Below are 18699 nucleotides of genomic sequence, written 5' to 3'. Positions count from 1 at the left end.
CGCACGCGGCACCCGGCGCAGCCCGCCGATTGGCCGTTCGGGGACAATGGGTGACGATGACGCTGACTGAGCAACTGCCGGGGACGACCGAGCCTGACGACCTGTACGACGTGTTCGCGCGTTGGGTGGGGGAGCAGGGCATCTCGTTGTACCCGGCTCAGGAAGAAGCGTTGATCGAGGTGATGACGGGGTCGAACGTGATCCTGTCCACGCCGACCGGCTCCGGGAAGAGCCTGGTGGCGACCGGTGCGCACTTCGCGGCGCTCGCGCACGGCCAGCGGACGTTCTACACGGCGCCGATCAAGGCCCTGGTGTCGGAGAAGTTCTTCGCGCTCTGTGATGTCTTCGGCGCGGACAAGGTCGGCATGCTGACCGGCGACGCATCCGTGAACGCCGGCGCGCCGATCATCTGCTGTACGGCGGAGGTCCTCGCCAACATCGCCCTGCGGGAAGGGGAGGACGCGGACGTCGGCCAGGTGGTGATGGACGAGTTCCACTTCTACTCCGAGCCGGATCGCGGCTGGGCGTGGCAGGTCCCGCTGCTCGAGCTGCCGAAGGCGCAGTTCGTGCTGATGTCCGCGACCCTCGGCGACGTCGATCGGTTCAAGATCGACCTGTCGCGACGGACCGGCCGCCCGACTGCGATCGTCGCGTCCGGCGAACGCCCGGTCCCGCTGATCTACAAGTACGTCACCACTGCTCTGCACGAGACGCTCGAAGAGCTGCTCACCACTCATCAGGCCCCGGTGTACGTCGTCCACTTCACCCAGGCGGCCGCGCTGGAACGCGCGCAGGCGCTGATGAGCATCAACGTCTCCTCGAAGGAGGAGAAGGAGAAGATCAACGAGCTGATCGGCCACTTCCGGTTCAGCAAGGGCTTCGGCCGGACGTTGCAGCGGCTGGTGAAGCACGGCATCGGGGTGCATCACGCCGGCATGCTGCCGAAGTACCGTCGGCTGGTCGAGCAGTTGGCACAGGCCGGGCTGCTCAAGGTGATCTGCGGCACGGACACGCTCGGCGTCGGCATCAACGTGCCGATCCGGACCGTCGTACTGACGGCGTTGAGCAAGTACGACGGACGCCGGCAGCGGATCCTGAAGGCGCGCGAGTTCCACCAGATCGCCGGGCGGGCCGGCCGGGCCGGGTACGACACGTCGGGGACGGTCGTCGTACAGGCGCCGGACCACGTCGTCGAGAACGTGAAGGCGCTGGCGAAGGCGGGCGACGATCCGAAGAAGCAGCGGAAGGTGCAGCGGAAGAAGCCGCCGGAGGGGTTCGTCACCTGGGGCGAGGACACGTTCGACCGGCTGGTCGCGGCCGAGCCCGAGGCGCTGCAGTCGCGGATGCGGGTCAGTCACGCGATGCTGCTGAACGTCATCGCCCGCGACGGCGACGCGTTCGCGAGCATGCGGCATCTGCTCCGCGACAACCACGAGGACTCGCGTGCGCAGGTGCGGCTGATCCGGCGGGCGATCCAGATCTACCGCACGCTGCTCACCGCCGGCGTGGTCGAACGGCTGGACGAGCCGGACGAGAACGGGCGGTCGTTGCGGTTGACCGTCGATCTGCAGAAGGACTTCAGCCTCAACCAGCCGCTGTCGACTTTCGCGCTGGCCGCGCTGGATCTGCTCGACCCGGAGGATCCGTCGTACGCGCTCGACGTGGTGTCGGTCGTCGAGGCGACGCTCGAGGATCCGCGCGCGGTGCTGTGGGCGCAGGAGCATCACGCCCGCGGCGAGGCGGTGAACGCGATGAAGGCCGAGGGCATCGAGTACGACGAGCGGATGGAGCTGCTCGAGGACGTCACCTGGCCGAAGCCGCTCAATGAGTTGCTTGAGGCAACGTTCGAGATGTACCGGCAGACGCATCCGTGGATCGCCGACGCCGGGCTGTCGCCGAAGGCCGTCGTCCGGGACATGTTCGAGCGGGCGATGACATTCGGCGAGTTCATCGGGTTCTACGGGCTGGCGCGGTCGGAGGGCGTCGTACTGCGGTATCTGAGCGACGCGTACAAGGCGCTCAAGCAGACCGTGCCGCCGGACAAGGTGAACGAGGATCTGACCGACCTGATCGAGTGGCTCGGCGAGGTCGTCCGGCAGACCGACTCCAGCCTGCTCGACGAGTGGGAGGAGCTCACCAACCCCACCGACGAGCCGGAGGCCGAGGTCACGCCGACCGGTCCGCGCCGGATCACCTTGAATACAAGGGCTTTCCGCGTCCTCGTCCGCAACGCGATGTTCCGCCGCGTCGAGCTCCTCGCCCTGCACCGCTGGGCCGAGCTAGGCCAACTGGACGCCGACGCCGGCTGGGACGCCGCACGCTGGGCCGAGGCGGGTACGGCGTACTACGCCGAGCACGACGTGGTGAACACCGGCCCGGCCGCCCGCGGCCCCGCCCTGTTCATGGTCGAGGAACATCCCGGCTACTGGGAAGTTCAGCAGATCATCGACGACCCCGAAGGCAACCACGACTGGCGCATCAGCGCGTCGGTCGACCTGGCCGCGTCGGACGAAGCCGGAGACCTCGTCCTGGAACTGGCCTCGTTCAAGCCTTTGTAGGCCACTCCACGTCGACCTCGGTCTCGGCTTCGTAGTCCACATCCGGTACGTCGAAGCCGTAGAGGCGCCGCACCTCGGCCAGGAACCACTCGGTGTCGGCTACCTCGCCGATGTTGGTTGCGGTCGCGGATTCCCACTGGGTGCGGATCGCGGACTGGACGTCGTCGGTGAGTTCCCAGCGGTCGAGGCGGATGCGGCCCTCGTCGTCGAGATCCAGCGGGGCCTCGCCGGTGAGCTGGTCCCAGAGCGAGATCGACTGCTGGACAGGGGTCTGCAGGCCGTGGACCTTGTGCAGGATGCTGACGTACAGGCCGATGCCGGGGATCGCGGATGATGCTTGGGTGACGGCCGCACCGTTGACCGACGTCATCGCGGTGACGCCGTCCTTCGCGAGGTTCAGTGCGGTCTGCTCGAGGTCGGCCTTCGCCGCGCCGATCGAACCCTGCCGGTAGATCGGCCCGGTCAGCTCGGAGCCGATGTAGGTCAGGGCGACGGTGTTGAACCCAGGCTTCAGTAGGCCGCGCTCCTGCAGTGCGGTGATCCACCGGGCCCAGTCCTCGCCGCCCATCACCTTCACGGTCTGTGCGAGTTCGTCGTCGGTGGCGACGTCGATCGAGACCTCCTGCAACACCGGCTCACCGTCCTCGTACGCGAGGCTCTTGGTGGTGTACGGCGCACCGATCGTCTTCAGCGCGGACTGGTACGTCTCGCCGTTGCGCGGATCGACCCGTCGCGGCGCGGCCACGCTGTAGATCAGGTGATCGATCCCGCCGAGCTCCGCGACCCGATCGAGTACGTCGTTCTTCGTGTCGTCCGCGAACGCATCCGCATTCACGAAGCTCCACGAGCGCCCGAGCTCGGCCGCCAGCGCTGCCGTCTCCGCGGTCCGGTACCACCCGGCGGTCGCCGTACGACGAGCTGTCGGCGCCTTCTCGAACGACACCCCGATCCCGTCGACGCCGTACCGGGCCAGACCCGCGATCGTCGTCGCCAGCCCGTAGCCCGAGCTCGACCCGATGACGAGCGCCGTACGGCGTCCCGGCGTACGGGCCTCGACCTGCCCGGCCATGTCCCGCACGATCCGGGCGCAGCCGGCCGGATGGGAGTCGAGGAACAGGAAACCGCGGCCGAGGGGCTTGATCACGCGCTCAGTCATGCGCACGACCTTAAGCCATCAGTTCCAATACATCTCGGCGTCGTCCGGCTCGACGATGACGTCGGCGCCGAGGCGGCGGAGGTTGCCGGCGAAGTCGGTGTAGCCGCGGTGCACGTGATGCGCGGCCGACACGAGCGTCTCGCCCTCGGCCGCAAGACCGGCGAGCACGAGTGCCGCGCCCGCGCGGATGTCGGAGGCGACGACCGGCGCACCGGACAGCCGCGGTACGCCGCGAACCACCGCGTGATGCCCGTCGGTCTGGATCTGTGCACCCAACCGGGTCAGCTCCTGCGCAAAGGTGAACCGGCCCTCGAACAGGTTCTCGGTCACCATCGCCGCGCCGTCGCTGAGCGCGTTCAGCGCGATCACGAAGGCCTGCAGGTCGGTCGCGAACCCCGGGTACGGCAGCGTCACCACGTCCACCGGCTTCGGCCGGTCGTGCATCCGGACCCGGAAGCCCGGGTTCAGCACGGTGATCTCCGCGCCGGCCTTGTGCAGCTTGTCGAGCGGAAGCTCCAGGTGCTCCGCGTGGCCGTTCGCGATCGTGATGTCACCCTTGGTGATAGCAGCCGCGAACGCCCAGCTCCCGGACACGATCCGGTCCGGCACCACTACGTGATCCACCGGGTTCAGCAGCCCGTCCACGCCGGTGATCTCGATCCGCGGGGAGCCGGCGCCGTCGATCTGGGCGCCCATTTCCACGAGCATCTTGGCGATGTCCTGGATCTCCGGCTCGCGGGCGGCGTTCTCGATGATCGTCGTACCCTTCGCGAGCACCGACGCCATCATGATCGTCTCGGTCGCGCCGACGCTCGGGAAGTCCAGCCACACCTCGGCGCCGTGCAGGCCCTGCGGTGCCTCGGCGATCACGAAACCGTGCTCGATATGCACCTTCGCGCCCATCGACTCCAGGCCGGCGACGTGCATGTTCAGCCCGCGGGAGCCGATGTTGTCGCCGCCCGGCAGCGCGACCTCCGCCTGACCGCAGCGGGCCAGCAGCGGGCCGAGCACCGAGATCGACGCGCGCAGCTTGCGCACCAGGTCGTAGTCGCACTGGTGCTTGACCGTGGCCGGTACGGCGATCGTCGCCAGCCGCCCGTCCGGATCCACCTTCACCGAGCACCCGAGGGTGTCGAGCAGCTGGGCCATGAACGTGACGTCCAGGATCCCCGGCACCTGCCGCAGCGTCGTCGTACCCTCTGCCAGCAGCGCAGCCGCCATCAGCTTGAGCACACTGTTCTTCGCCCCGGCTACCTCGACCGTGCCGTCGAGCCGTGCCTCACCTGCGATCCGAAACCGTTCCACCGGTCGACTGTAGCGTTTGACCGAGTCGGGCTTTGCGTAGAGTCCTGGCATGGCTGTGAACTTGACGCGGATCTACACGCGCACCGGTGACGCCGGCGAGACCCGCCTGGGCGACAATTCCACGACCTCGAAGACGGATCCGCGCCTGGCGGCGTACGGCGAGGTGGACGAGGCGAACTCCGCCATCGGTGTGGCCATCGCGGCCGGTCACCTGAACAGCACACTCGTGGTGCTGCTCACCCGGATCCAGAACGATCTGTTCGACGTCGGGGCCGACCTGTGCAATCCGATCGCGCCTGACCCGGAGTACCCGCCGCTGCGGATCACCCAGGACTACATCGACCGGCTCGAGGCGTGGTGCGACGACTACAACGGTCGTTTGACCAAGCTCCGCTCGTTCATCCTGCCGGGCGGCACCGAGGGCGCGGCGTACCTGAACGTCGCCCGCACGGTCGTACGCCGTGCCGAACGGGCCGGCTGGGCTGCCGTCGAGGCGCACGGCCCGTCGGTCAACCTGCTCGCGCTCACGTACCTCAACCGCCTGTCCGACCTGCTCTTCATCCTCGGCCGCGTCGCCAACCTGTCCTCCGGCGGCGACGTCCTCTGGGTGCCGGGCGGCGAGCGCGACTAGCTGATCTCCCAGTTGAACGGCATCCGGAGAACTCCGGCTGGCGGGAGGCCTAGTGCGCTGTAGAGACCGGTGGTCAGGCCGTCGAGCGTCAGCGGCGCCGCACTGACGGCCAGATCATCGGTCGTCACAGGCGCGCGCAGCTGGCTGAGCAGGTTGCGGTGCGGCGCAGCGATCACGCCGATCTCGTCGCGGTCCAGGCCGGCGCGGTTGCAGGCGAGTGTCAGCGCGTGCTGGAAGCCGCCCAGCTCGTCCACGAGCTTGTGGCCGTGCGCGTCGGAGCCGGTCCAGACCCGTCCGCGCGCAAGCGCCTCCAGCCGCTCCTCGGGCAGCCCGCGGTCCTGAGCGGCCTTGGCGACGAAGTCCTTGTAGATGCGGTCGAGTGTCTCCTCCAGCCGCGCCCACTGCTCGTCGGTGAACTCCTCCTGCGCCGAGTACATCTGCGCGTTCGCGCCCTCGGACACGGCGTCCCGTGAGATCCCGATCCGACCCAGCGCGTCGCGTACGACGCCCTTCCCGGTCAGTACGCCGATAGACCCGGTGATCGTGCCGGGCTGCGCCACGATCACGTCCGCCGGCATCGCCACGAAGTACCCGCCTGACGCGGCCACGCTGCCCATGGACGCGATCACAGGGCGTCCGGTCGAGCGGAGCCGCAGTACCTCGTTGCGGATCGCGTCGGATGCGACGTACGAGCCGCCTGGGCTGTCCACTCGCAGTACGACGGCCTTCACGTGCTCGTTGGCCGCTACAGCACGCAGTGCGGCGCCGACGGTGTCGGAGCCGGACCCTGGGCCGCCCATCGGGCTGTTGGAGTTGCGGCCGACCGAGATACCACCGGTCACGCGGACGACGGCTACGAGTGGCTTCTGCGGCCAGGGGAGCGTTTTACGCAGGTCCTCGAGGCTGCGCGGGCCACGCCGGATGTAGCGCTCGGCCAGCAGCCGGTCGTCGGACTGGAGCTGCTTCTCGAGCTCGTCGTACACGTCGGACCGGTAGCCGAGTCGATCGACCAGTCCGGCGTCCAGACCGTCCTGTGCGGGCAGTGGGGCGCTGTCGACGAGCTCCCGGACCCGCGTGGTGTCCAGACGCCGCCGTACGGCGATGCCCTCGACGATCTGCTCGTACGCCGACTCCGCGAGCCGCGATGCCATCTCGCGTCCCGGCGCGGTCATCTCCTTCTCGGTGAACGTGTCGGCCGCCGTCTTGTACTCACGCCGCTTGCCGAACTGCGGGATCACGCCCGCCTTGTCCAGCGCGCCGCGGATGAAGACGGCCTGCACGGTCACGCCGGTGATGGCCAGGTCGCCGGACGGCTGCAGCCAGATCTCGTCGAACGCGGTGGCCAGGTAATAGGGAACCGTGCCCTGACCGGACTCGCCGAACGACTCGGTCCAGGCGACTGCGGGCTTCCCCGACGTACGGAAGTCGGCTACCGCCTCGCGTAGCTCCTGCACCTGCGCGAGCGACAGCCGGCTGCCACCCAGATGGGCGACAACGCCGACGACGGAGTCGTCCCGCGCGCCCTTCCGCAAGGCAGACACCAGCTCGCGCAGCGTCGGCAGATGACGGGCCCGAAAGGCCGCCACCGGAGAGGCAGGCGGCGTCTCGAGAACACCACGGGTCAGATCCAGCTCCAGGAGAGTCCCCATGCACCCAACCTAGACGCTGGACCCAACCGGTCAACGGATGGCGGCCGACGGCGGAGTCGGCCTGTCGTCGGTCCAGCCGGACTGCAGCACGACGGTCGAGCCAGGCTTCGGCCCGCCGATCGTGGAGCTCAGCAGCCGGCCAGTGGTCGGGTCGATGATGTACGTCGCTCCGCTCCAGAACAGGCTGGTCCGGTCGCCGCTCGGCTTGCTCAGCGCGGCAGTCAGGCTGACCTCCGTGCCGACGCGGCCCAGCGGATCCTTCACACCGGTGCGAATGTGGGTCCCCGGTAGGGTGGCGAGCACGCGGAGCGCTGCGCCCCGCAGCTTCGGGGGAGCAGGCATCTCGAACAGGAGCCGCCCGGCGGCGGCGAAGACGGCGTACTCGCGGTCTGCTGCCGGCACGTCCCTGGCGGCGGTGTTGTCGAGGTACTGGCGGAGCTGGATCGGGCTGGTTGGCAGGTGCGCGATCTGCTCGGCGCTGAGCGGCTTGTCGCCGGTCAGGTAGTACCCGGGCGGGACGTCGCGGAACGACATCTTGTTCACCACAGGTACGCCGTCGGACATGGTGATCGGAGTCCGCTCGTACGGCAGCTGCCAGGACGTCGGCGAACCCTGCGCCCGCCACTTCGCCTCGTCGGCCGGGCTGACGAGCTGATAGCCGAGGTTCACCCAGCCGAACCAGGACTCCACGCCCGGCTTCATCGGCATCCAGCTCTCGGTGATCGATCGCCGCTCGAGCGTGTACTTCGGGTTGCCGACCCGGGTCGTCGGGTTCAGTTGCAGGCTGCGCACCCGGTAGTACTTCCCGGACACCTTCTCGTCCTTCTCCTGGTGCACCGCCGCCGCGATCAGCACCTCGGCTGCTGCGGTCAGCCGCGGCGCAGTGGTGGTGGTCGGTGCACCCGGCTCTGTCCCGCCGTTCTGTCCCACCACCAGCGCGCCACCCAGGCCGACCACGGCCACCAGCGCGGTCGCCGCAGTAACAGCAGTCCCGAGCCAGCCGGCCCGGACAAAGGTCGTGAAGGACCTGGCCGGCTTGGCCTGGTGGATCAGCTCCTCCACCTGGCGCCGGGCGGCGTCGGTTGCCTCCGGCGTCGGACCGTCCGTTTCCGGGAACGCCTTCCGCAGTACGTCGAACTCGTTCATGCCGGATCCTCCGCGGGGTTCGTCACGGCCGCCCGTACTACCCGGCGCGCACGCGACAGCCGCGAGCACACCGTCCCGTACGCGATCCCGAGCGCCGCCGCCACCTCGTCGTACGTGAGCTGTCCGAGCGCCACCAGCAGGAGGACCTCCCGGTCCTTCGCGTTCAGCTTCGCCAACGCGGCTGCCAGTTCAGGTGAGGCGCCCTCCGCTGTCACCTGAGCGGCGACCCTGTCCTCATGTGTCGCGGCCGGGACCGGCAGCGGGAGCTTCGCGGCGGCACGCCACGCCCGTACCTCGTCCCGACGGTGCCGGCGGATCAGATTGGTCGCGATGCCGTACAGCCACGCCCGCACGACCCCGTTGCGCCGGTCGAACCGGGCGCGCTGCCGGAACGCGATCAGGAACGTCTCCGCGGCCAGATCGTCCGCGACGTCGCTCCCGAGCCGGCGGGCGACGTACGAGTGCACCTGGCCGAAGTACCGGTCGAAGATGGCCGCGAACCGCTCCGGCTCGCGCACCGACGCCTCGAGCTCCGACCCGTCGTCGTCCGCGGGTACGGCGTCACGGCGTACCCGGCTGGGCAGCGTGACGGCGGCGAGGGCCACCTCGGGCGTCATGGTCCTCCTCGTGGGCTCACTCTGCTCTTGTCCGATGTCCCCAGACCCCTTCTCGCGACCCCCGTCGTCGCTAAAGGACGCGCGAGAGCGCTCTCTGGATGACAGCAGGTCTAAGAGTGGTCGAGCAGCCCGCGGGCGGCGGCCTCGTCACGCGGCCAGACGTAGATGGTCCAGCCGTCCTTGGTGTGGGCCGCGGTCGCCTTGATGCCGAAATCCTTCAGCCGGGACACGAGAACCCGGGCCTCGTTGTAGTTCGCCACCGTCCGGATGTCGGTGAGCAGGCCGAACGCATCGCGCTCGGCGGGGCGGTGATCGACGCGCCGCACCAGCGATCCGCCCTTGGCCTTCGAGAAGGCCCAGCGGCACAGCAGCACCATCACACCGGCCAGGGCGATGGCCACCACCGGGAACAGGAAGTAATGCTCGGCGAACACGGACACCATTGTCTCGCGAAACAAAAGATCGCGAGGTCTTGGCAACCTTCCGTGTCTCCGGGGAGTCTTTACCATCAAGACGCTGCCACGCGGCCGATCACTCGGGGGCCGCCGGAAGAGCGGAGGGCACGGACATGCTGGCACCGACCCACAGAACATCAGCTGAGCCTGACAACGTCATACACCTGACCGGCATCCTCGATGTCCGGTCCGTCGGCGACGTCCGCCAAACTCTCAACCACCTGATCGACACCTCCGACGGCGACGTGATCGTCGACCTGGAGGAGGTCGACGCGGTCGACGCCACCGGCCTCGGCCTCCTGGTCGCCACCCACCGCAGAACCCAGTCCCTCGGCCGGCAGTTGGTGCTCTGGCACCCTCTGCCCTCGGTCGTCCGCATCCTCGCCGTCACCCGCCTGCACCGCGTCCTCAAGGTCGAGCGAACACCTCTACCGCTCAGTGCCTGAGTGTGATCCACGCCCCTGGTGACACCAGTCACGAGGGGCAGACTCACAAGGGCACACAGTCCTACTCTCGGGTACATGGCGACCTCGGATCGACCCTGGGTGATGCGTACGTACGCGGGCCACTCGTCCGCGGCGGAGTCCAACGCGTTGTTCCGGCGGAACCTGGCGAAGGGGCAGACCGGGCTGTCGGTCGCGTTCGATCTGCCGACGCAGACCGGGTACGACGCGGATCATCCGCTGGCGAAGGGTGAGGTCGGGAAGGTCGGCGTACCGGTCGCGCATCTCGGCGACGTGCGGGCGCTGTTCGAGCAGATTCCGCTCGCGCAGATGAACACGTCGATGACGATCAACGCGACCGCGATGTGGCTGCTCGCGCTCTACCAGGTCGCGGCGCAGGAGCAGGGCGCCCTGCCGTCCGAGCTCACGGGTACGACGCAGAACGACATCGTGAAGGAGTACCTGTCGCGCGGGACGTACGCATTCCCGCCGGATGCGTCGCTGCGGCTGACGACCGACGTGATCGCGTACACGGTCGCGCAGATGCCGAAGTGGAATCCGATCAACATCTGCAGCTACCACCTGCAGGAGGCGGGCGCGACGCCGGTGCAGGAGCTGGCGTTCGCGCTGTCGACGGCGATCGCCGTACTCGATCGGGTCCGCGACGGCGGCCAGGTGCCGCCGGAGCGGTTCGGGGACGTCGTACAGCGGATCTCGTTCTTCGTGAACGCCGGCGTGCGGTTCATCGAGGAGACGTGCAAGATGCGCGCGTTCGTGCAGCTGTGGGATGAGCTGACGCTGGAGCGGTACGGCGTGACCGATCCGAAGGCGCGGCGGTTGCGGTACGGCGTACAGGTGAACTCGCTCGGGCTGACCGAGGCGCAGCCGGAGAACAACGTGCAGCGGATCGTGCTCGAGATGCTCGGCGTCACGCTGTCGAAGAATGCGCGGGCAAGGGCGGTGCAGTTGCCGGCCTGGAACGAGGCGCTCGGTCTGCCGCGGCCGTGGGACCAGCAGTGGTCGTTGCGGATGCAGCAGGTGCTGGCTTATGAGAGCGACCTGCTCGAGTACGACGACATCTTCGACGGCTCGCATGTGATCGAGGCGAAGGTGGCGTCGCTGGTCGAGGGGGCGCGCGAGGAGATCGACCGGGTGCAGGCGATGGGCGGGGCCGTCGCGGCGGTCGAGAGCGGGTACTTGAAGCAGGCGCTCGTGGCGTCGCACGCCGAACGCCGCCAGCGGATCGAGTCCGGCGAACAGGTCGTCGTCGGGGTGAACCGGTTCGAGAACACCGAGCCGTCGCCGCTGACCGCCGACCTCGACACGGCGATCCAGACCGTCGACCCCGCCGCCGAGTCTGCTGCGCTTTCGTCACTGGAGAGTTGGCGTGCGTCGCGCGACGCGTCCGCGGTCGAGGCCGCGCTGGGCAAGCTGCGCTCTGCCGCCAAGGGGACCGACAACCTCATGCCCGTCACGCTCGAGTGCGCTCGCGCCGGTGTGACCACGGGGGAGTGGGCCGGGGTCCTCCGGGAGATGTACGGCGAATACCGCGCGCCGACCGGCGTGTCCGGCTCGGTTGGCGTATCCGCCGGCGGCGCCGAGATCGCCGCCGTACGCGCTGACGTCGCGGCCACCTCCGACGAGCTCGGTGGCCGGCTCCGTCTGCTCGTCGGCAAACCGGGCCTCGACGGCCACTCGAACGGTGCCGAACAGGTCGCCGTCCGCGCCCGCGACGTCGGCTTCGAGGTCATCTACCAAGGCATCCGCCTCACCCCCGAACAGATCGTCGCCGCCGCCGTCGCGGAGGACGTCCACTGCGTGGGCCTGTCCATCCTGTCCGGCTCCCACATGGAACTGGTCCCGCAGGTCGTGGCGGGCCTTCGCGAGGCAGGCCTGGAGGACGTCCCGGTAGTAGTCGGCGGCATCGTCCCCGACACCGACGCGAAGTCCCTCCGCGCGGCCGGCGTAGCCGCCATCTACACGCCGAAGGACTACGACCTCACCGGCATGATGGCGGATGTGGTCCAAGTAATCCGCCATGCCAACAAGCTGTAGCTCGCGCGTGGTAGAAGAAGTACATGACTGCGAACACTCGTGAGCTCTCGAACGGAACTGAGATCCCGGTGCTGGGGCTGGGGGTTTGGCAGGTTGAGGACGGCGCGCAGACCGAGCGGGCCGTCAGCTGGGCGCTCGAGGCCGGGTATCGGCTGATCGACACGGCCCAGGCGTACCGGAACGAGACCAGCGTCGGGAAGGCGATCCGCGAGAGCGGGATCCCGCGCGAGGAGATCTTCCTGACCACGAAGTTCTACCCGGGCGGCAAGGATGCGCGGGTCGAGGCGGAGAAGAGTCTCGAGCGGCTCGGCACGGAGTACCTCGACCTGTACCTGATCCACTGGCCGCAGGGCGGGCCGACCTGGGCCTGGCCGGGGATGGAGGCCGCCGTCGAGGCCGGCCTGACCAAGGGCATCGGCATCTCGAACTTCGGTGCCGACGAGATCCAGGAGCTGTCGAAGGTCGCCACCATCCAGCCGGCCGTCAACCAGATCCAGTTCAGCCCGTTCGAGTACCGCGCCGGCCTGGTCGCCGCTGGTGACGACGCGAACATCGTGTCCCAGGCGTACAGCCCGCTCGGCACCGGCCGCCACCTCGACGGTCCGGTCGTGGCCCGCCTCGCGGAAGCCACCGGCCACACCCCGGCGCAGGTGCTGATCCGCTGGGCGATCCAGAAGGGTCTCTCGGTCATCCCCAAGTCCACCCACCAGGACCGGATCATCGAGAACTTCAACGTCTTCGACTTCGAGCTCGACGACGCCGCGATCGCGGACCTCGACGCCCTCGACACCACGCACCGGACGGCGGACGCCCTGTCCAGCAGCGGGAAGTGGTGGTCCTGATTCAGGAGGTACTGCGTGAGCCCGCGAAGGCGGCCGTCTTCCTGGTGCTCGCCGTACGTCCGGGATCCGAGGACACCGCGCGGGCCCTGCTGGAGGACGTCGCCGGGCTCACGCGTGCCGTCGGGTTCCGCGCGCCGGACGACCAGCTCAGCTGCGTCGTCGGCATCGGCGCGTCCGCGTGGAGCCGGCTCTACCGGGCGCCGGCCCCGCGCGACCTGCATCCGTTCCGGGCGTTGTCCGGCGCGAAGCACACCGCGCCGGCGACGCACGGCGACCTGCTGTTCCACATCCGCGCCCGCCGGCTCGACCTGTGTTTCGAGCTCGCCCGCCAGGTGATGGCGCGGCTGGCCGGCCACGTGAAGGTGCTCGACGAAGTTCAGGGCTTCAAGTACTTCGACGAGCGCGATCTGCTCGGCTTCGTCGACGGCACCGAGAACCCGACCGGATCGAAGGCCGTCGCCGCGATCACCGTCGGCGACGAGGACCCGGCGTACGCCGGCGGTAGCTACGTCGTCGTACAGAAGTATCTGCATGACCTCGACGCCTGGCAGGCGCTGCCGGTCGCCGAGCAGGAGCGCGTGATCGGCCGGGAGAAGCTCAGTGACTTCGAGCTGTCCGACGAGGACAAGCCGGCCAACTCGCACGTCGCGGTGAACACGATCGTCGACCCGGACGGCACCGAGCGGCAGATCGTCCGCGAGAACATGGCTTTCGGCTCACCCGGCGCCGCCGAGTTCGGCACCTATTTCATCGGGTACGCCGCCACGCCGGACGTGATCGAGCGGATGCTGCACCGGATGTTCGTCGGTGAGCCGCCCGGGAACTACGACCGGATCCTTGACTTCTCGACCGCGGTCACCGGCAGTCTGTTCTTCGTGCCGACCGCGGAGTTCCTCGAAGACCCGTCGCCGGCGCCCGCTGCGACCACGTCCGCCCGGACCACTACGAACCCGGCGGACGGATCGCTGGGAATCGGCAGCCTCAGAAGGAGTCGCACATGACGAACAACCTGCACCGCGAGCTGGCCCCGGTCTCGGACGCCGCCTGGGGCGAGATCGAGGAGGAGGCTCGCCGTACCTTCACCCGCGACATCGCCGGGCGCCGCGTGGTCGACCTGGTCGGCCCGTCCGGCCCGGAGCTGTCCTCGGTCGGCACCGGCCACCTGGAGACGGTCGAGGCGCCGGGCGACGGCGTGATCGCGCGCCGGCGGCTGTCCCAGCCGATCATCGAGCTGCGCGTCCCGTTCACCGTCACCCGGCAGGCCGTCGACGACGTGGAGCGCGGCGCGAAGGACTCGGACTGGCAGCCGGTCAAGGACGCCGCGAAGCAGATCGCGTACGCCGAGGACCACCTGGTCTTCCACGGTTCCGGCGCCGCCGGGATCGAGGGTCTCGCGCCGAGCAGCTCGAACGACGTACTCACGTTGCCGTCCGAGGCTCGCGAGCTGCCTGACTCCGTCGCCCAGGCGCTGCGGGCGCTCCGGCTGGCCGGGGTCGACGGACCGTACAGCTTGCTGCTGTCGGCCGACCTGTACACCGCGGTCGCGGAGACGACCGACCACGGTTACCCGATCCGCGATCACCTGGCCCGGCTCGTCGGCGACGGCGAGATCATCTGGGCGCCTGCGCTCGAGGGCGCTCTGCTGGTGTCGACGCGCGGTGGTGACTACGAGCTGCACCTCGGTCAGGACCTGTCGATCGGCTACCTGTCCCACGACGCCGACACCGTCGAGCTGTACCTGCAGGAGTCGCTGACGTTCCTCGCTCTCACGTCGGAGTCCAGCGTCGTACTGCGGGGCTAGTCCTCGAGGAGCTCGGCGAGCACGGCGGCCTGGCTGATCGCGAAGTCCTTCGTTGCGGTCAGCAACGTCAGTGTGCCGTTCCCGGCGAGCTCACGCAGCTCGCTGAGGGCGGCCGCGCGGACCGGGTCGTCGAGCTCGCTGCGGTACCGGTTCGCGAACTCGTCGTACCGCGCGGGGTCGTGCCCGTACCACTCGCGCAGTTCGGTGGACGGGGCAACGTCCTTGCACCACTCGTCGATGCGCGCCTTCGACCGGCTGAGGCCGCGCGGCCACAGCCGGTCGACCAGGACCCGCTGCCCGCCGTCGTCCTCCACCGGGTCGTACACCCGCCGAACCCTTACCGTCATCGGTCCACGGTAGTTCCTTCGCCGCCGTAACGGAGAAGCGGCGGTGTCCAGATCGCGAGGGCGCCGACCATGACGACAAGCAGAACCGCGCTGACGAACGTGGTGATGTCGACGCCGTAGCGCTCGGCGAAAGCGCCCAGCACCAGGGACGCCGCCGGCATGATGCCGATGGCAAGCTCCTGTACGCCGAGCGCCCGCCCGTGGAGTGACTCGGGCGTGGTCATCAGCAGCAGCGTGGTTTGTAGTACGCCGAACGCCGCGCTCAGCACGCCGATCGCGGTCATCAGGACGAACGACGCGATGACGCTGTGGGAGAGGCCGAACAGCGCCCACAACATCCCCCACGCGGCCGTGCCGACGACGAACATGCCGCCCTTGAAGCGGAAGTCGCCGAGCCAGGCGATCACCAGCGAGCCGGCCAGACCGCCGACGCCGCCACAGGTCAGCAGCCAGCCGAGGCCGGCGGCGTTGAGGCCGAGTGACTCCTGCGCGAAGACCGGCATGAACGACTGGGCGATCGGCCACAGCAGAGTGTTCGCGGCCAGGGTGATCAGGAGGACGGTGGAGGCGAGCCGGTTCCGGGCGATCTCGCGCAAGCCACTCGTGACCATCCGCACCGCCGATGCGGTGTGCCCGCCGACCACCTGGCCGTACTCGCGCAACGGCAGCAGGGTCACCAGAGAAATGGCATACCAAAATGTCGAGACCCACAGTGCGGTCGGCGCACCGAGGCCGGTGATCATCAGGCCGCCGATCGCCGGACCGATCACCTGGGTCATGTTCAGCGCCATCGCGTTGAGCGCGTTGGCGTTGCTGAGGTTCTGACGCCCGACCAGGTCGAGCACGAGCGAGGCACGGGCCGGCTGCGACGGCGACTGCGCCAGCCCGATCGCGAACCCGCCGAGCACGAGCACCGAGTACGTCGCACGCCCGAGCGACGCCAGCGTGGCCACCGCGCTGACCGCGACCAGCGCCCACGAGGCCGCGATGATCAGCAGCCGGACCCGGTTGTGCCGATCCGCGAACGCACCCGCGAACGGCCCGAGCAGCAAGGGCGCCAGCCGCACGGCACCGAACACCGCGACGAGGAAATCGGAATGCGTGGTCTCGTACGCGAGCCAGCCGAGCACGAGCGTCTGCGTCCACACCCCGCCGAAGAAGAACAGATTCGAGAACCAGAACAGGCGAAACGGGCGGCTGTCCCGGAGCGAGCCAAGCGTCCGCTCGACGACAGAGTTGGTACTCACACCTGGAGTTCGCCGTCGCGTACGACGACCTGGCCGCCCGCGATGACCAGCTCACGACGCGGCGCCCGGACGAGCACATCCGGGACGTTCTCGGCGTCGAGCAGGACGACGTCCGCACGCGCTCCTGGCGTCAGTCCGTAGTTCTCGCGATGGACGAACGGGGCGCCGTACGTCGTCGCGAGCTCGATCGCGTAGGTCAGGTCCTCGTCGGCGCGCAGCCCGTGCAGCCGGGCGAACTGGCGGGCGACCTGCAGCAGATCGCCATCGCCGTACGGCGACCAGAGGTCACGGATGCCGTCGGTGCCGAGGCCGACCGCGACGCCCGCCGTACGCATCTCGCGCCAGGGGAGCGGCGCCGAGTTGATCGGCGCGACCGTCGTCCAGGAGATCCCGGCCTCGCCGAGCTGGTCTACCATTTCCGCCCGTCGCTGCTCGGGCAGTTCGCCGAGGGCGAATCCGTGCGAGACGTTGACCCTGCCGCCGAGGCCCGCCTGCTTGGTGCGCTCGACGATCAGCTCGTACTGGAACGCGCCGAGGTCGCCGCGGTCGTGCAGGTGGATGTCGATCCCGACCTCACGCCGGGCCGCGATCTCGAACAGCGCGTCCAGCTGGCCGACCGGGTCGCGGTCGATCGACGCCGGGTCGAGTCCGCCGATGCTGGTGGCGCCTTCGGCCGCGGCCTTGTCCAGCAGCTCGAGTACGCCGGGACGCCGCAGTACGCCGTCCTGCGGGAACGCGACGATCTCCACCTCGACCGCGCCGCCGAGCGCGTCGACCGCCTCGTGCACGTTCGCGATCCCCTGCAGCCCGACGCCGAGGTCGACATCGACGTGCGTGCGGGTGGCCGTCGTACCGTGCCGCAAGAACTCACGCAGTACTGCGGTCGCGCCCGCGACGCTCGGGATTCCGTACTTGTCGCGCTCGGCCCGCTCGTGCGCGATCCGGCCCTGGGTCGTCGGCTCGCCGCCGTACGAGACCCACGGCTGGCCCCACCAGCTCTTGTCGACGTGTGCGTGCGCGTTGACGAAGCCCGGCAGTGCGAGCAGACCGCGTCCGTCGACGACCTGCTGATCTGCTGCTGTCTGACGGCCGGCCGGGGTGATGTCTGTGATCACACCATCGGCGATCGCGAGGTCGACCGGGGCACCGCCCCACGGGCGCACGTCAGCAAGCAGAAAGGAGGTCATGAACAGAATGGTATACCAAATTGCCGACCGCTCCGACTGGCTCGGAGCCCCCGTCAGTCCATGCCGCGGCTGAACCGGAACAGGATCTGCGACTGGGCCAGATGTTCGCTCGCCAGCCGCTCGGCCTCGTCGACGTCGCGGTTCGCGATGGCCCGGTACAACTCCAGGTGCTGACCCGCGACCGCGATCAGGTCGTCGTGCTGGGTCAGCAGCCAGCGCATCCGGCTTCGCAGCGGCCGCTCGATCTCGATCAGCAGTTCGTTCGAGGCGAGCTCGGTGACGAGCTCATGGAAGTCGGCTGCCTTCCGCCGGGCGACCACGGCGTCCTTCGCTCGTGCTGCTACAAGCTGTTCGTCCAAAGTCTTTCGCAGCCGATCGAGCCCTTCGCGGGTACGGCGCTCGGCCGCCAGCCGGAACGTCAGCGGCTCGAAGGCGGTCCGGACCTCGGTCAGATCGGCGATGTCGGAATCGGTGAACGTGCGGACGACCGACCAGGAGCGGGGCCGTGGCGTCACCAGCCCTTCGCTCACCAGCACCTTCAGCGCCTCCCGGACGGGCACTCGGCTAACCTCGAGTGCGGTCGCGAGGTCCCGCTCGACCAGCCGGTCACCGGGTGGCCGGACGCCGTCGAGGATCTCGTCCCGCAGCTGCCGCGTGACCCGCTCGGTCTCGGACTCTCGACTGTCGCTCATCGACTTCTCCCGGATTTGGTATACCACCACCCAAGGATGCCGCACGCGCGCAACACTCTGCGCCACCGGCTGTGATCAGCCCGCGCTCTTCTCCTTGATCAGGTCCTCGACCGCCTTCGGGATCGTGGTCTCGAAGTCGAGCAGCTTGGCCCAGGTCGGCGTGATCGTGATGACGGCCATCGCGTCGTACAGGCTCTGGACGCCGGCGGCCCAGTCCGGGTACTGCTCGTCGGTCATCACCTTGTGGCCGGCGGTCAGGTAGCCCTCCGTGACGCCCGGGACCAGTTCCACCTCGGCGGTGCCGCGGATCAGCAGGGCCTTGGGCGGGAACGCGCCGGTGTCGATCGTGAGCGCGACCTTCGGGTTCTTGCGGATCGCGGCGACCTTGGCGGCCTTCGGCACCGTGGCGACCAGGATCTGCTCGCCCTCGACCCAGAAGCCGATCGGGATGACGCGCGGGTCGCCGTCCAGCCCGTCGTACGCGAGACGGGCCGGCTCGGGACCGTTGAGCAGTTCCTGCGCGTACGGCTTGGCGAGGATCTCGGCGATCTGCTGCTGGTTCATCGGA

Annotated in this window: 18 protein-coding genes; 7 read left to right on the top strand and 11 right to left on the bottom strand. The window is 69.0% G+C overall.

Annotated features, from left to right (window positions below; all coding sequences use genetic code 11):
• Nucleotides 1-56 precede the first annotated feature (56 nt).
• On the top strand, nucleotides 57-2558 hold the full coding sequence (locus tag ACFWUU_RS36385) for a DEAD/DEAH box helicase (protein ID WP_380182673.1): 2502 nt from the start codon (nucleotides 57-59) through the stop codon (nucleotides 2556-2558).
• On the opposite strand, the gene fabV is transcribed toward ACFWUU_RS36385, so the two are convergent.
• Nucleotides 2545-3714 carry an enoyl-[acyl-carrier-protein] reductase FabV gene (gene fabV / locus ACFWUU_RS36380; protein ID WP_380182671.1) on the bottom strand — a complete coding sequence of 390 codons (1170 nt, stop codon included), beginning with the start codon at nucleotides 3712-3714 and terminating at the stop codon, nucleotides 2545-2547. The two genes, ACFWUU_RS36385 and fabV, sit on opposite strands and share 14 nt — an antisense overlap.
• Nucleotides 3715-3732: 18 nt before the next feature.
• Entirely contained in the window at nucleotides 3733-5019 is a 1287-nt protein-coding gene (gene murA, locus ACFWUU_RS36375; protein WP_380182669.1) for a UDP-N-acetylglucosamine 1-carboxyvinyltransferase, read from the bottom strand.
• A 49-nt stretch (nucleotides 5020-5068) separates the two neighbouring features.
• Here murA and ACFWUU_RS36370 point away from each other — a divergent pair, with 49 nt between their 5' ends.
• Nucleotides 5069-5650 (top strand): cob(I)yrinic acid a,c-diamide adenosyltransferase, encoded by a 582-nt coding sequence (locus ACFWUU_RS36370; RefSeq protein ID WP_137259485.1) that lies wholly within the window; start codon nucleotides 5069-5071, stop codon nucleotides 5648-5650.
• Here the strand turns inward: ACFWUU_RS36370 and sppA are convergent.
• From sppA to ACFWUU_RS36350, 4 genes are all read right to left on the bottom strand, one after another.
• Complete coding sequence (gene sppA / locus ACFWUU_RS36365; RefSeq protein ID WP_380182667.1) at nucleotides 5647-7299, bottom strand: signal peptide peptidase SppA; 1653 nt, start codon at nucleotides 7297-7299, stop codon at nucleotides 5647-5649. The genes ACFWUU_RS36370 and sppA overlap by 4 nt on opposite strands.
• Before the next feature lie 30 nt (nucleotides 7300-7329).
• On the bottom strand, nucleotides 7330-8445 hold the full coding sequence (locus tag ACFWUU_RS36360; protein ID WP_137259483.1) for a CU044_5270 family protein: 1116 nt from the start codon (nucleotides 8443-8445) through the stop codon (nucleotides 7330-7332).
• Nucleotides 8442-9062 (bottom strand): RNA polymerase sigma factor, encoded by a 621-nt coding sequence (locus tag ACFWUU_RS36355; RefSeq protein ID WP_380182665.1) that lies wholly within the window; start codon nucleotides 9060-9062, stop codon nucleotides 8442-8444. The genes ACFWUU_RS36360 and ACFWUU_RS36355 overlap by 4 nt, the downstream gene beginning before the upstream one ends.
• Nucleotides 9063-9172: 110 nt before the next feature.
• Nucleotides 9173-9505: a hypothetical protein gene (locus ACFWUU_RS36350; protein WP_380182663.1), complete on the bottom strand. Its 333-nt coding sequence runs from the start codon at nucleotides 9503-9505 to the stop codon at nucleotides 9173-9175.
• 125 nt (nucleotides 9506-9630) lie between these two features.
• Between ACFWUU_RS36350 and ACFWUU_RS36345 the strand changes: the two genes are divergently transcribed.
• The 5 genes from ACFWUU_RS36345 to ACFWUU_RS36325 all read left to right on the top strand — a co-directional run bounded on the left by ACFWUU_RS36345 (nucleotide 9631) and on the right by ACFWUU_RS36325 (nucleotide 14658).
• Nucleotides 9631-9963, top strand: coding sequence for an STAS domain-containing protein (locus ACFWUU_RS36345; RefSeq protein WP_137259480.1), 333 nt, complete (start codon nucleotides 9631-9633; stop codon nucleotides 9961-9963).
• Nucleotides 9964-10038: 75 nt separating this feature from the next.
• On the top strand, nucleotides 10039-12015 hold the full coding sequence (locus ACFWUU_RS36340; protein WP_380182661.1) for a protein meaA: 1977 nt from the start codon (nucleotides 10039-10041) through the stop codon (nucleotides 12013-12015).
• Nucleotides 12016-12038: 23 nt separating this feature from the next.
• Complete coding sequence (locus ACFWUU_RS36335) at nucleotides 12039-12857, top strand: aldo/keto reductase (protein WP_380182659.1); 819 nt, start codon at nucleotides 12039-12041, stop codon at nucleotides 12855-12857.
• On the top strand, nucleotides 12845-13858 hold the full coding sequence (locus tag ACFWUU_RS36330; RefSeq protein WP_380182657.1) for a Dyp-type peroxidase: 1014 nt from the start codon (nucleotides 12845-12847) through the stop codon (nucleotides 13856-13858). The genes ACFWUU_RS36335 and ACFWUU_RS36330 overlap by 13 nt, the downstream gene beginning before the upstream one ends.
• Nucleotides 13855-14658, top strand: coding sequence for a family 1 encapsulin nanocompartment shell protein (locus tag ACFWUU_RS36325; protein WP_380182655.1), 804 nt, complete (start codon nucleotides 13855-13857; stop codon nucleotides 14656-14658). The genes ACFWUU_RS36330 and ACFWUU_RS36325 overlap by 4 nt, the downstream gene beginning before the upstream one ends.
• On the opposite strand, the gene ACFWUU_RS36320 is transcribed toward ACFWUU_RS36325, so the two are convergent.
• The 5 genes from ACFWUU_RS36320 to ACFWUU_RS36300 form a co-directional block, all read right to left on the bottom strand.
• Nucleotides 14655-15005 (bottom strand): DUF488 domain-containing protein, encoded by a 351-nt coding sequence (locus tag ACFWUU_RS36320; protein WP_380182653.1) that lies wholly within the window; start codon nucleotides 15003-15005, stop codon nucleotides 14655-14657. The two genes, ACFWUU_RS36325 and ACFWUU_RS36320, sit on opposite strands and share 4 nt — an antisense overlap.
• A complete protein-coding gene (locus ACFWUU_RS36315; protein WP_380182651.1) occupies nucleotides 15002-16252 on the bottom strand; it encodes an MFS transporter in 1251 nt (416 codons plus the stop codon). The genes ACFWUU_RS36320 and ACFWUU_RS36315 overlap by 4 nt, the downstream gene beginning before the upstream one ends.
• Nucleotides 16249-17439 (bottom strand): amidohydrolase, encoded by a 1191-nt coding sequence (locus ACFWUU_RS36310; protein WP_380182649.1) that lies wholly within the window; start codon nucleotides 17437-17439, stop codon nucleotides 16249-16251. The genes ACFWUU_RS36315 and ACFWUU_RS36310 overlap by 4 nt, the downstream gene beginning before the upstream one ends.
• Nucleotides 17440-17492: 53 nt before the next feature.
• Nucleotides 17493-18131: a GntR family transcriptional regulator gene (locus ACFWUU_RS36305; RefSeq protein ID WP_380182647.1), complete on the bottom strand. Its 639-nt coding sequence runs from the start codon at nucleotides 18129-18131 to the stop codon at nucleotides 17493-17495.
• Between the two features lie 75 nt (nucleotides 18132-18206).
• The gene (locus ACFWUU_RS36300) at nucleotides 18207-18695 is read right to left on the bottom strand and encodes a pyridoxamine 5'-phosphate oxidase family protein (RefSeq protein ID WP_380182645.1); all 489 of its coding nucleotides are present in this window, start codon (nucleotides 18693-18695) and stop codon (nucleotides 18207-18209) included.
• Nucleotides 18696-18699 lie beyond the last annotated feature (4 nt).

The sequence above is a fragment of the Kribbella sp. NPDC058693 genome (assembly GCF_042715335.1).
Lineage (GTDB): Bacteria > Actinomycetota > Actinomycetes > Propionibacteriales > Kribbellaceae > Kribbella > Kribbella jiaozuonensis.
The sequence above is the reverse complement of the archived record's forward strand: the minus strand, read 5'-3'. Positions and strand labels throughout refer to the sequence as shown.

Bases quoted from the DNA above. Each gene is read 5' to 3' on its own strand.
- fabV (WP_380182671.1), bottom strand. From the start codon at position 3,714: ATGACTGAGCGCGTGATCAAGCCCCTCGGCCGCGGTTTCCTGTTCCTC.
- sppA (WP_380182667.1), bottom strand. From the start codon at position 7,299: ATGGGGACTCTCCTGGAGCTGGATCTGACCCGTGGTGTTCTCGAGACG.
- ACFWUU_RS36320 (WP_380182653.1), bottom strand. From the start codon at position 15,005: ATGACGGTAAGGGTTCGGCGGGTGTACGACCCGGTGGAGGACGACGGC.
- ACFWUU_RS36385 (WP_380182673.1), top strand. From the start codon at position 57: ATGACGCTGACTGAGCAACTGCCGGGGACGACCGAGCCTGACGACCTG.
- ACFWUU_RS36310 (WP_380182649.1), bottom strand. From the start codon at position 17,439: ATGACCTCCTTTCTGCTTGCTGACGTGCGCCCGTGGGGCGGTGCCCCG.
- ACFWUU_RS36325 (WP_380182655.1), top strand. From the start codon at position 13,855: ATGACGAACAACCTGCACCGCGAGCTGGCCCCGGTCTCGGACGCCGCC.
- ACFWUU_RS36340 (WP_380182661.1), top strand. From the start codon at position 10,039: ATGGCGACCTCGGATCGACCCTGGGTGATGCGTACGTACGCGGGCCAC.
- ACFWUU_RS36345 (WP_137259480.1), top strand. From the start codon at position 9,631: ATGCTGGCACCGACCCACAGAACATCAGCTGAGCCTGACAACGTCATA.
- ACFWUU_RS36355 (WP_380182665.1), bottom strand. From the start codon at position 9,062: ATGACGCCCGAGGTGGCCCTCGCCGCCGTCACGCTGCCCAGCCGGGTA.
- ACFWUU_RS36360 (WP_137259483.1), bottom strand. From the start codon at position 8,445: ATGAACGAGTTCGACGTACTGCGGAAGGCGTTCCCGGAAACGGACGGT.
- ACFWUU_RS36370 (WP_137259485.1), top strand. From the start codon at position 5,069: ATGGCTGTGAACTTGACGCGGATCTACACGCGCACCGGTGACGCCGGC.
- ACFWUU_RS36300 (WP_380182645.1), bottom strand. From the start codon at position 18,695: ATGAACCAGCAGCAGATCGCCGAGATCCTCGCCAAGCCGTACGCGCAG.
- ACFWUU_RS36335 (WP_380182659.1), top strand. From the start codon at position 12,039: ATGACTGCGAACACTCGTGAGCTCTCGAACGGAACTGAGATCCCGGTG.
- ACFWUU_RS36305 (WP_380182647.1), bottom strand. From the start codon at position 18,131: ATGAGCGACAGTCGAGAGTCCGAGACCGAGCGGGTCACGCGGCAGCTG.
- ACFWUU_RS36350 (WP_380182663.1), bottom strand. From the start codon at position 9,505: ATGGTGTCCGTGTTCGCCGAGCATTACTTCCTGTTCCCGGTGGTGGCC.